Genomic DNA, 14,077 nt, shown 5'->3' on the forward strand with positions numbered 1-14,077 from the left:
TTCTTCTCCTCCTACATCCAATCCAAAATCTGAATCTTGTTTTTTTCAGTCCAAACGCCGACATCCCCTGTCGGATAGAGGTATTCGCCTGTTTGATGTTTGAATGGATGCGGAATTTTATGCGTCTCCATCCAATCGGCAAGCTCCCCGCAAAGTGCTTTGATATCCTTCGTGCCGATAAAAATATCTCCAGAAAATCCTATCGGCATGAGCTGATGCTCTTCGCTTAGCACAAATATTTCCGTCTCACAGGAAGGATCGTGCACTCCTGAGTAGACCTCTTCTTGGTCTGGGTACAGCACGCTGACTTGTGCGTTTTTCGCCCACTCGGTGATCATCCGCTCTTTTTCTTCATTTGTTACCATCGTGAAATCAGAGAGTGGTGTCTCCACTTGTTCTGTCATGGCTTCAAGTGTGTGGCCCAGCTGCTGCATCAGCGATTGTATTTGTTTTTCTGTATATTGATTGAAGCGGTATGTGACTCGAAGCTCCAGCGTATCTCCTGGGACAGCCACAAGGGTCAGGTCATAGTTTGTTTCTTCATGACTTGCAATGTCTAATATCCGTACACCATACGGCTCTACAGATTCAATCGGATAGTTTTCAAACACGACAATGCTGTTAAACAATGATTCTCCATTCGGGATTTGGGTCATCTGCTGAATATCTGGCAATACGGTATACTCAAATTCTCGCATGTGAAAAACCGTTTCCTGCGTCTGTGCCAGCAGCTCGGCAATGGTCCTGTCTGGTGTGATCGGCAAACGGAGCGGCAAGGTGTTAATAAAGAGCCCTGTCATGCTTTCAACCTCTGGTAAGTCCGCCGGCCGTCCAGATACTGTGACACCGAACACGACATCCTCTGAGCCTGAATGAAGGTGCAAGAGCAGCCCCCATGCCGCCTGAATCAGTGTGCTCATCGTGACCTTCTGTGTGCCTGTCATCTTCTCCAGCTTCTGCTGCATTTCAGGCGTCAGTTTGATACTAAATTGATCAATACCTGCTCCTTCATTCGGAGTCTGCTCTCCGTCCCCAGGAAGTGGTGTGGCTTCCTCCACTCCTGACATATAATGTTTCCAGAACTCTTGCGCCCTCTCTTGATCCTGCTTTTGCAGCCACTCAATAAAATCTTTATATGGACGCACAGCCAGAAGGTTCATCTCTCGTTCATCCACAAGAGAGCGATACATTGAAAAGGATTCCTCAATCAAGCCGAACAGGCTCCAGCCATCGATTAAAATATGATGAAAGCTAAAAACAAACGTGCATGTTTTCTCGTCACGATGGAATAAAGCGATACGAATGAGCGGTTCAGCCGCATCCTCTAATTCGAAATCCTTTGAACGATCGGATTGTAAATAACGCTCAATGGTTTTCTTCTGATCCGTTTCACTCAGGTGGCGCACATCGTGCTGAGTGAGGTGAATGCTTCCTTCTGATTGAATCAATTGGACAGGCTCCTTTAGCCCCTCCCAAGCAAATCTTGTCCGCAAAATCGAATGACGTTCTACAAGCAGATTCCATGCTTTTTCATAGGCTTCGCCGTCCGTTAAGCCTTCGAGCGTCATATGCACCTGACCAAAATAAGCCTGTGACGCTTGATCTAACAGTGCATGAAACAGCATCCCTTGCTGCATCGGAGATAGTGGATATACATCCACTACATGATCTGGAAGCTCATCTATTTGCTTTTGTGTCAGCTGGACCATTGGAAAATCAGATGGCGTAAAGCCGCCTTTTGTCTCTACACAATGCGTCAGAATGTCCTCCATTTTTTCTTTGAACCGTTCAGGTAAATGGCGCACCTCTTCATGCTGAAGCAGTTCACGATTGATCATAAAATTCATCTGAAGCTGGCCACTGACAACGTATCCGTACACATCGATTAAATGCTGTCTTTCTGCTTTTGGATCATGTACATGTCCATTTCGTTCATCTGCTAAATACAGATTTGCTTCACCATCTATTTGATCTAACTGTCCAAGGTAATTAAAGCTCATCTGCGGCGCTGCCGTTTTGAGTAAGCGAGATGCTGTCATGTATTGAAGCAAGCCATAGCCGATCCCCTTTTGCGGCACAGCTCTTAAGGTTTCTTTGACATCTTTGATTTGTCTCTCCACATCGGTTTGAATAAAAGGAATAAAAATAGGATAAGAGCTTGTAAACCAGCCGACTGTCCGTGACAAATCCATCTGTTCAAATAAATCCTCGCGTCCGTGTCCTTCTAACGTGATCAATATTGGCTTTCCAACGGCTTGCGCAAGTCCTGATAAAAGTAAATCGTTGACCTCAGTTCGGTACGCTTGTGATGCGTGCCTTAGTAAAATGTCTGTTTGATCCTTCGTCAATTGAACAGTCAGGATCTCTGCATGTTCTTCTATATTGAAAAGCGCAGGTGTTTGAAAAGGAGAACCTTCTTCCTCTTGATCCATGATCTTTTGCCAAAAAGGAACCTGCTCTTGTAATTGATCGGTTTGTGCATATTCATAGAGTGCATCTGCCCACTGCTGATAGGAAGCGGTTTTCTTTGCAAGTGTGATCTCCTGCCCTGCTGCAAGCTGCTTCAATCCATTTAATAGATCTTCCTGTATGATGCGCCACGATATTCCATCCATCACAAGATGGTGGGCTGCGATAAAGAGTTCAGACGTACGACCACTTGTCTGAAAAAGAATGGCTTTGATCACTTCTCCCCGCTCTAATGACAATGTTCCTTGACAAGCGCTTGTCTCCAAGTGAATTTGCTCCAGCGCTTCCTCGTGAGAAACATCCGTCAAATCAAAAAATGTGACACAAGGGATGATGCCAGGCGCACGAATGGTTTGAATCCATGTGCCGTCTGCTGCTTTTGTATAAATGGCTCTCAGCATATCGTGATGATCGACAAGCTTTGAAAGAACTTTTGATAATTGTTCGGGTTGTATAGATTGCTTGAATTCAATATGCGCTGATAGATTCCAATAATCTTGGTTTGTCATTGATTGCTCAAGGAACCAAGATTGGATTGGAAGCAGACGAACTTCTCCTGTAACAGGCGATTGATCATAGGACACAGACACATCCGCTCTTTTCATAGCGCGTGCCAGCTGTGAAATGGTCTGTTTTTCAAATACATCTCTTGGCTGAATGATGTAGCCTTCCTGTGCTAGACGTGCCACCATTTGTATGACAATAATGGAATCTCCGCCAAGCTCAAAGTAGTTATCATGTACACTAATTGAAGGAGTGCCAAGAAGCTGAGTCCACACTTTTTCCAGCACTCGTTCTTCCTCACTGAGTGCCTTATCTGCTGGTTTGTCCACTTCTTCCTGTCTCCACTCTGGCGGCGGGAGACGCTTTTGGTCTACCTTGCCGTTTGGCGTGAGCGGCAGTTCCTCTAGCTCTATGAATAGACTTGGTACCATATAATCTGGCAGCTTGTCTTTCAAGGCGCTGCGAATGTCTTGCTGGATCCATGCACCTTTTTGGACAAAATAACCGATGAGCCGCTTATGACCACTTTCGTGCTGATGCGGAATGACAGCACATTCTATGATGTCTTCAACACTCAGCATAGCGGCTTCAATTTCTCCGCATTCGACGCGGTGTCCGCGTATTTTCACTTGATGATCCATTCTTCCAATGCAGTCGATGGTGCCATTTGAGAGCCAGCGGCCCATATCGCCTGTTTTATATAAACGCGCTCCTTTTTGGAAAGGATGCGGGATAAATGATTGCGATGTTTTTTCTTCATCTCCAAGGTAACCGAGTGCCAGCCCTGTTCCGCCAACGTAGATCTCTCCAATAACACCCTGCGGAACCGGCTGCAGCTGGTCGTCTAATACATAGGCTTGTGAATAAGCAATTGGCTGACCGATAGGAACTGTCGCCTGCCCTTCGTCTAATGAGCGAATGTGATGCACACAGGAGAACGTCGTATTCTCAGTTGGTCCATAGCCGTTTAAAAGCCCTTCAGGTAAATACGGCAGTGCCTTGCGGATATGAGCAGCTGAGAGCGCATCTCCACCAACCAATAATGCATCGAATCCAGATAAGGCTTCAGGATGTTCCTCTGTTAACCGGTTGAACAGCGGCACCGTCAGAAATCCTGTTGTAATCTTGTATGATGTCAGCGTTTCAGCCAGCGTATCCATTGATAAAATCGTATTTCGATCGGTCAGGATCAGCCTTCCCCCATTTAGCAGGGCTCCCCATATTTCATACGTAAAGGCATCAAAGGAGAAGCTGGCGATTTGTAAAATGCGCGTATGTTCATCAAGGGTGACATAATCTGTTTCACAGACAAGCCGGATGACTGCTTGATGCGGGATCAAAACCCCTTTCGGCTGTCCAGTTGATCCTGACGTGTAATTGATATAAGCGAGTCCATCAGGTTTTAGGGCAGCAGGTATGAGTTCTGCTTCTGATAAAAACTCTTCATATCCCTCATCAAGACAAATGAGTTCGGTTTGGCTGATGGACACCTTTTTGAGCCATTCATTTTTTGTCAGTAACAGCTGAATACCTGTATCCCTCAGCATATAATCAATCCGTGTATCTGGATATTCAGGATCAATTGGCACGTAGGCACCTCCTGCTTTCACAATCGCCAGCACCCCAAGAATCATTTGAGGCGACCTGTCGATGAGCAGCCCTACTGGTTCATGCGGCGTCACACCTCGCTGCTGCAGAGAAGCAGCAAGCCGGTCGACTTTCTCTTGTAACACACGATACGTCCACTGCTCTTCCCCGAATTCGAGAGCAATGGCATCGGGTGACTTTCTCACCTGCGCTTCAAACCGTTCCGTGATGAGAAGCGGGCCTGCAGGCTGATTGGTTTTACCGCTCCATTCATAGAGCAGCTGATACTTTTCTTTCTCTGGCAGGTAATTCATTTGTCTGATCGGCTGTGCTGGATTTTCACAAATACACGCAAGCAGATGCTCGTAGTACCGAAGGAACCGATCCATCGTGTCGTCAGAAAATAAGTCCACATCATACTCCAGTTTTAATTGAAGACCCTCCGCCCCTTCAAAAACAAACAGGGATAGATCAAATTTGGCGGTATCGTTATCTTCAATGGCTAAAACGGATGTCGCCTCCCCCATCGGAGAAGCTTCAAGCGGTAGGTTTTGCAGAACGAACATGACCTGAAACAGCGGCTGCTTGCCAGCCTCACGTACAATATTCAGCTCATCTACGACCATCTCAAACGGCACATCCTGATGCGCATAGGCGCCCATTGTTGTTTCTTTCACCCGCTCTAATAGTTCAGTGAAAGCAGGATTCCCGCTATGATCGATCCGAAGTGCCAGCGTATTTACGAAAAATCCGATGAGATGCTCCATCTCCGTCCGATTTCTCCCAGCAATGACTGATCCAATCACAAACTCATCCTGTGAAGACAATCGATGCAGCAAGGTAGAAAAGGCAGTCAGTAACGTCATATAAAGGGTGCTGTCTGTCTTTTTAGAAAGGGCAGCCAGCTGCTCAGACAGCGACTTCGACAAGTGGTATTTTTTCGTTTTTCCCTTGTAGGATTGAACGGCTGGCCGCGGGTAGTCATACGGCAAAACCAAATCTTCTACAGGGACCGCAAATTGCTCCTTCCAATAGGAAATCTGCTTCTGCAGCGTCTCTCCAGTCAAATACTCCTTCTGCCATAGTGCGTAATCCGCATATTGAATTGGCAGCGGCGAAAGATCAGGCTCTCTCTTGTCAATCATCGCTGTATACCACTCAGACAGCTCTCTTGCGGCAATCCCAACCGACCAGCCATCTGACACAATGTGGTGAATGGACATCAGCAGTAAATGATCTGTTTCCGACAGCCGAATCAGTTTCACTCGAAAGAGCGGATCATGTTCTAAGCGGAAAGGTGTGCCCGCCTCTCTTTTTGCCCATTCAGCCGCTTTTTGTTCTTTTTCTTTCTGTGCTGTCAGATCTGATAGATCCACCACTTCAAGCTCTGGAAGAGTCATATGCTCATGTATGATCTGCACTGGTTCATCGCCGCTCATGGTAAAGGAAGTTCTGAGCGATTCATGCCTTTGCACCATTTGCTGAAGACTGCTCTGAAGCACCTTCACATCTAAAGGTCCATTCATCCGAAAGGAAATTGTATTATTGTAAAATGGCAGATCGGGCTGTAATTGATAGAGAAACCACTGTCTTTGCTGGGCATAAGACATCGGAATCTCCTGACCCTTTTCCATTTTCCGCACCTGTACCGCTTCATCCACTTTTGCATGCGAATCGATCCATTCCGCTAATTCCCCAAGTCTCGTATGCTCAAAAAGAACAGCGAGCGGCACGTCAAATCCCATTCTTTGTCTCACCGCAGACAGCATTTGCGTTGCCTTGAGCGAATGACCCCCGAGTAGAAAGAAATGATCACCACAGCTGACATGTGAGACATCAAGCAGCTCGGACCAAATGTTTGCCAAAAGTTTCTCCGTCTCCGTTTGAGGCGCTCTGTCCTCTGCATCCTGTCCACTTTCCTCAATGAATGCTTTGAAATACGCTTCATCCGGCATGCCACCCTCTGATTCTTTCCAATATTCCTCAGGAAATAGATGCACGGAATATTCACCAGATAGATGAGACTGCAAACACGTATAAATGGACTGATACAGCCGTTCTTCAATGGCCTTTGTTTTGTCGGTTTTAAAAAAGACATACACGGCTTGCTCTGTTTGCCTCTCCGCTTGGCTCATTTCTTGAATGTCCTGCTTCGACCGATCTAATCCCATATAAATGAGTGGCGCATCTGTCATCAAACATGCCAGCATTGTCTGGAAGCCCGCCCGCTTCGGAATCGGGAGATAGCCTCTTTCTTTTAACATGCCTTTGATCATCGAACCCTCGCTCATGCCGACCTCATCCCACATGCTAAAGCTAAAGCAATACGGCTTCACTGTAGATGTCAGCCTTTGATAATGAGCAAATTGTTCAACGAACTCATTGGCAGCGCAATAAGCGCCGACGGTCATCCCGCCCTTTAACGTTCGTGCTGACGAGCTAGATAGAAATAAGACGTTCTGCCGTTTAGAAGCCGCTTCATGAAGCGCAATCGTGCCATATACCTTCGCTTCGTACATCGCATGTAAGGACGCAGACGTCATGTCAGCAAGCAGCTCCTCTTGAATGATGCCAGCGAAATGAATCACGCCATGCAGCTTTTTTCCTTGAGCCGCCTCTTGTCTTGAGATGAGCGCTTCAATGTCTTTTGCGTCCGTCATGTCCACTTCTTCATAAAAAACTGTGCCGCCATGGTCTTTCGCTTGTTTCTCAAGTGAGGTCAAAACGTCTTGCTGCTCCGCAGATAAAGCCTTTCGTGCTTTTCTTCCAAGCAGCACAAGATGCACTTGATAGGACGTCAGAAGGTGTTCACTCAGCATCCGCCCAATGCCGCCAAGCCCTCCTGTCATCACGTAAAGCCCAGATGATTCAAATGGCGGTTTCTTCCTCTTTTGATCTTTTTCCAGATGCAGCGGTGATAAAAGAGGAATATAACGAACACCTTCGCGGTAAGCAGCGATATGATGGCTTGTGTCATGTGTAAGCTCTGTCATGATCGCTGATGCATGAGAACGGTCAGCCGGTTCTGTTAGAGAAAAATCAAGACATCGCACCTTGATAAACGGCCATTCATGCTGTACAGCTGTCATCAATCCTGTTGTCGTTGCTTTTTCCACATGATGCGTTTGATCTTCTGGCAAATTCATCGCATGAGCTGAGACAAAGGTGATCTCTACAGGTTCCTCATAGGCGGCAATCGCTTTTGTTACATATAATGCACTCATGCTGCCAGTTTTCTGCGCTTCCTTCGCCATTGCCGCTTGAAGTGTGTCTTCCTTGTTTGTGTAGTTCCAAAGGTGAATGATTTGTTTCACCGAAACGCCATACGAACGGAGCGTCTCAAAGAGTTGTTCGTAGTCTGACGGCCGATTCGGGTGGATGATGAAGTGAGTATGTGTGAGTTGTGTGAATGCTTGACCCGGTTCAACCGTAATATAGGTTTGTTCATTGTTTGAGAGAGATCTCAATTGATCTGCCAGCCCTAATGCATCTGCAAAGATCACCATGTCCCCTGCTGTTTGCTTTTCAGTTTCATGAAGCGGAGCAGGTGTCCACTTCTTTTGATAACTCCAATCAGGCAAGGTGTGTTCATTTTCAAGTCTGATGTCCAGTTCCTTAATGATTTCGTCGAATTCACCTTCCTGCCACCTTGTCTTGAGCTGTGCCCTTTCTATTTTTCCAGAGCTTGTTTTCGGAAAGGCATGCTTCTGGACAGGGATAACCTTTGATGCAGACAGACCCATTTTTGTCGCAATATGGGTTTTAATGTGCTGGCTAGCCCTCATGATATAAGCAGGCTCATACAGCTTCGGTGTAAAAAAGAGAATCAGTTCATCGGATGCAGATGCCTCCATCCGAACGGAGCAAGCAGCCACAAAGCTCGTTTCTACGCCTGGTACTTCCTCTGCCATGGCTTCAATCTCATAGTTGTGATAATTTTTCCCGTTGATGATGATCATGTCTTTTTCTCTACCGGTTAATGTCAGCCTTCCTTCGTGCAGAAAACCTAAATCACCCGTGTGAAACCAGCCCTCTGTTTGAAAAACCTCTTGATTCGCTTCGTCATTCTTGTAATAGCCCTTCATCGTCGTCGGCCCTTTGATTTGCACGCTGCCAATGTGATCTTCGGGAAGAAGCTCATGCTGATGGTTGACGATACGAATCGTGATACCCGGAATCGGTTTCCCCAGCTCTGTAAAGCTGACGGTTCCTGTCTCACGTGCCTCCGCTGGTCTTAGCTGCTCTGTCAGCGACGTTTCCTCAAAGGTCAGAACCCCGCTGTTTTCATCTCCCCGCTCAATCGCAAAAGAGAAGACAACGGCTGATGAGATTTCAGACATGCCGAAAGCCGGTCTGATGACGTCTCCCTTTAAGCCGTGCGGAGCGAGCAGGTGTAAAAACCGGTGAATTGTCTTCGGTACGACCGCTTCTGCCCCATTGATCATACACGTCATGGCAGAAAGATCCCAGGAACCTGAAGAAATGTCTTTCTCATAATCATTGATCATCGCAAATGCGAAGTTAGGTGCCCACGTCTTCGTTGCACGATAGCGGTCCATCCAGTCAAGCCAGCGCAGCGGCTGAGCGATGAAGTCATCTGTCCTTGCCCGAATCTGTTCACAGCCTGTGTACACATTGACAAGGTGGAACATCACAATGCCGCCAATATGATCTAATGGCATCCAGTCTAACGAGACATCCTCTTGTGTAAACTGATTGGCTGCCACTGTCCCTTTGACATTCGCCAGCACACTTCTATGAGAATGCTCTACGCATTTAGGCATCCCCGTACTTCCAGACGTTAAGATAAAAAAGACTGAATCATCAGGCGTGACTGGATGTGCTTCTAGATCTCTTTCTAAAGTGAGCATCGGTTCAACGGCTGCCACACGTAATTGATCTGTATGCCACAGTAAAGCTAAGCCTTGCACCTCATCAATTAGCGAGTCATCCGTGAGAATGAGCGGGTGTTCCAGCAGGTTCCAAGCGTGATGAAGCTTCTTCACTGAGGCATTCATTTCCCGATAGGTCGGGGCTGCCGATACAAGTGTTGGGACAAATCCGCCTAACACACATGCCCAAAAGGCCGTGACCATCGCATGATTCGATGAAAATTGAAAGAAGACAGGATCACCTGGCTCAAGCCCTAGTGCCCTTAAACCCGTCAGAACCCGTTCGGCATCCTCCTTTAACTGTGCGTAGGATTGCGTGAGTTCATTTTCACTATTGATGATATAAGTCAGCCCGTTTGTCGTTTTGGCTGCCTCAGTTAGAGCGTCCTGCAAGGTTTGAGCTCCTGCACTAACATCTATATCCCCCCCATAGGAAATGGCTGGGGGCATGTCCGCTAAAATAGGCGAAGCCATTTGCGTCTGTATCCATTCAACTGCGGCCTCCTGCTCCATGTGATGGTCGAGAAATAAATGAGAGAGGTGATATGGCCGAGGTCGAATGGTTTTTTCACGAGAAAAAACAGCGAAGCGTTCGATTTCGTTGGTTTGTAAAATGGTTTTCTGTACATCTTGTAAAATCGTATCCATTGATTCATGTACATTCGATTGATTGATGGTTGATGGTTTCATATGAGTTCCTTTCCTTTTTTGTCAGGCAGGGCTGCCAGTGTGCACCCCTGCCTAATCTAAAGTTTACAAGACTGCTTCTCTATTTTTATGATGGACTATCTTTTGGATCAGCTGTGCATTTTGAGCGGCACATTCTTTGTTTTTGAACATGTCAGCGTGCTGACCATAGCCTTGATATTGTCGATAAGCGCCGGTCGTCGCAGCTTCCCAATTTTCCATCCAGTCTGGTATCGCAATTTGCTCTTCGGATTGGATGAAGTCAATGTCTGCTTGTATCTCTCCTTGGTTCACCCCCTTAACAAAAGTTTCATAGTAGGCTCTCGTTTTTTGAGCCAGCGCGTCTTGGATGAGCTCCGCTTGGGCAAGTTCACTTTGCTGCGACTGATGGACGATCGCTGCTATATCGTCATCAATGGATCGTCCTTCTAAATCACTTTCTCCTATTTTCTTATAGGAATCGATCATGATGACCTTTTCGACGGTCCGCCCTGCTTGTTCGAGCGATTGAACAAGCTCAAAGGCTAGGTAGCACCCGCCAGAGTATCCCATCAAAGTCAGCGGTCCTTCAGGCTGAAGGTGCTGGATATGCTGAACATATTGCGAAATTCGATGATCGGCTTCAATAAAGTCAAAGGCGATCAAACGAACACCATCAAGCGTTTTTGCGGCTTCCTGATAAATAAAGCCATAGCCTGGTAATGGCGGGAGAGCAAAGACTGTTGGCGTTTGAGATTCATTGAATACAAGATAGCCTGCGGCTTCCTGATCCTGCTGTTGAATATAACGGCTGATTGCTTCAATAGTAGGCGTCTCAAACAGCAAGTGAATGGGCACCTGAACATCGAATTCCTTCGACACCTTGGATAAAAGCGACATCGCTTTTAATGAATGCCCGCCAAGCTCAAAAAAATGGTCATCTGTGCTGATATCATCTCTTTCAAGCACTTCCCTCCACATCACAAGCAACTTTTGTTCTACCTCATTTACTGGAAGCTTCACATGGCGGTTTCCTTGAGGCGCCTCTGGCTTTGGCAGCTGACGTTTATCAACCTTTCCATTTGGCGTAAGCGGCATTTTCTCAAGTCTGATCAGCTCATGAGGCTGCATGTAAGCCGGAAGTTTTTCCTTCAGCCCTGACTTGATCACATCGAGTTTGTCCTTCCACTCCTCCTCACACGTCATATAGGCGAGCAGCCTTGTATGCTGCGTGTTATGCTGATCAGCTATAAGGGCAGCTTGCTTTACGCCTGGATGCATGAGAAGGTGGGCTTCAATTTCTGTCAGCTCAATTCGATGACCGCGAATTTTCACCTGGTCATCCACTCTGCCTGCATACTCAATCAAACCGTCTGCTCGAAAATAGGCCAAGTCTCCCGTACGATACAGCCTTTCTCCCGCAGCAAATGGATGGGCGATAAAGGCTTGTTTTGTCAGATCAGGACGATTCAAATACCCCTTCGCAAGCCCTTTTCCGCTCAGGCATAGTTCTCCGACCATTCCAATCGGCTGAAGCTGTCCGTGCGGGCTCAATATATAAGCACCCGTCTGGTTGAGCGGCTTTCCGATTGGAATCGAACGCGTCTCTACCGGCAGAGCCTCATCTACTGGATAATAGGTGGCGAAGACCGTTGATTCGGTTGGACCGTAGACATTGATCAGTCTGTCTTTCCCCATGACATCAAAGGCTTTCCTCACATGCTGTACCGATGCCCGCTCTCCTCCGAACAGCACCTTGCGCACACTGCGCATCCAGTCGGTTTCTTCATCAACGAGGAGATTAAATAATGCCGTCGGAACAAACATGACAGAAATGTTTTCCCTTTTAATCACCCCCGTCAGCTCGCCCATGTTTAAAATGGTCTCTTTTTTCGGCAAGACAAGCTTTGCTCCGTTTAAAAGTGCGCCATATACATCAAATGTAAAGCCATCAAATACGCTGTTGGATAGTGACAGCAGTGTATCTGTTTCTGAAATGGTTAAGTAGTTCGTATTTTTGACCACCCGGGCAATATTGGAATGGGTCGTCATGATGCCTTTTGGCTGACCTGTTGTACCAGATGTATACATGATGTAAGCCGTATCGTGTAAGCCTGCTTCTAGCAGAAGATTCTCTGAGCTCATCAGTGAAATTTCCTGATCATCCGCAAACAGATACGTACCATCAAACGCAAGTGCCTTCGCCTGACCGATAAAGCATGAGTGAGTCAGAAGATGCGTTGCCCCGCTGTCTTTAAGCATGTATTGAATGCGACTTTCTGGATAATCGGGATCAATTGGCACATAGATTGCGCCTGCTTTTAAGACAGCCAGCAGGCTGACAATAAGTTCAGGCGTGCGGTCGGCTAAAATGGCGATGACCGTTTGATGCGTGACCCCATTTTTTTGCAAATGCCTTGCCAATCGATTGGCTTGTTCATTCAGCTCCGCATATGTCATCGTGTGCTCACCTGCTGATAATGCCACTGCATTCGGCTGTTTGCGGACATTATGCTCAAACCATTTCGACAAATACAGCTGGTCATGCTCAAGCTCAGGCGCATTCCATTCCTCAAGAATCAGCTGCTTTTCCTGTTTCGTGACGAGTGTAAGTGTATGAACCGATTGATCGGGATGCTTGATCGCCTCGTTCATCAATAGACTCAGCTGCTCCTTTAACCGGTGGACAAATTGAGGATCAAATGCTTTTTGGTTAAAGGCCAGCTTCAATTGCAATTGTTCTCCTGGTGATGCCAGCAAATTGAGATCATAGTTCGATTTTTCATATACATTCATGTTTTCCACAGTAAACCCTAATCGCGCCTCTTGCTCGTCCTTCTTTGCGGCTGGGACGTTTTCAAACACGACAATATGATCAATGAGTGGCTGCTGACCTGTCTTTGCCTGAATATCATAAATCGGAATATATTGGTGCGGCTCGGCTGCAAGAGACTGCTGCTGAGTCTCTGATAGAAGAGAACGGAATGTCATGTCATCTGTCAGCTGAATTCTTCTTGGGATGACATTGATGAACAAGCCAACCATTCTGTCAACACCAGCCAAATCTGCCGGACGTCCCGACACAACCGTGCCAAACAACACATCATTTGAACGCTGATATCTGCTCAACAGAATTGACCACACCGATTGAAGCACGCTGCTTAACGTGGCATTTTGCTGCAACGCTAACTCTGATAAAGCAGCCGTTTCTTCTTTGCTCATCGACCATTCCATTTCGCCTAATTCATGTTCATTCGTTTGTTTTCTCTGTTCTTTAAAGGTTGATTGTCCATCAAACCCGGCTAATGATTGCTGCCAATATTGAAGTGATGCTTGTTTATCTTGTTTTTCCAGCCATTGAATATATTCTTTGTATGGTTTAACCGGTTCCAGCTTGTAAGGGACGTCATGCAAAAGTGCATGATAAATTGCAAATAACTCCTGCACCACAAGCCCAAAGCACCAGCCATCAAGGAGGATATGGTGATAGCTCCATATCCAGCGATAGCTGGCAGGACCCGTTTGGAAAACGGATGCCCGCATGAGAGAATCCTTCGAGAGATCAAATCCTCTCAGCTGATCCTGTTGTTTAAATGTCTCAATACGTACAAGCTGTTCGTCTTTAGAAAGATCCTGCATGTCCACCACATCAAGCGTAAAAGGGCGTTTCTTCAGCACAACTTGGACAGGGCGCTTCACTTTTTCGTGGAGAAATACGGTACGAAAAATATCGTACCGCTCCACGATGACATTCATGCTTTTCTCAAGTAAGTCATGACGCAGTGTGCCCTTTACGTTCATATCCATTTGCTCTACATAAAATCCCTTTTCTTGATGATGGAGGGTATGAAACAGCATTCCTTCTTGCATCGGTGACAGATAATACATGTCTTGAACTTGATCCCTTTTAAATGAACTCATCTATTTCATCCTCCCTTCCCGTTTGTATGACTGATCTC

2 protein-coding genes are annotated in these 14,077 nt (G+C 46.6%); both read right to left on the reverse strand.

Annotated features, from left to right (window positions below):
• Positions 1-11: 11 nt before the first annotated feature.
• Positions 12-10,142 carry an amino acid adenylation domain-containing protein gene (locus tag ACSSTM_RS09900; RefSeq protein WP_437404155.1) on the reverse strand — a complete coding sequence of 3,377 codons (10,131 nt, stop codon included), beginning with the start codon at positions 10,140-10,142 and terminating at the stop codon, positions 12-14.
• 63 nt (positions 10,143-10,205) lie between these two features.
• Positions 10,206-14,039, reverse strand: coding sequence for a non-ribosomal peptide synthetase (locus tag ACSSTM_RS09905; RefSeq protein WP_106038508.1), 3,834 nt, complete (start codon positions 14,037-14,039; stop codon positions 10,206-10,208).
• Positions 14,040-14,077: the final 38 nt, after the last annotated feature.

Origin of the sequence: Bacillus sp. RK1064 (assembly GCF_051488405.1) — a bacterium.
GTDB lineage: Bacteria > Bacillota > Bacilli > Bacillales > Bacillaceae > Bacillus.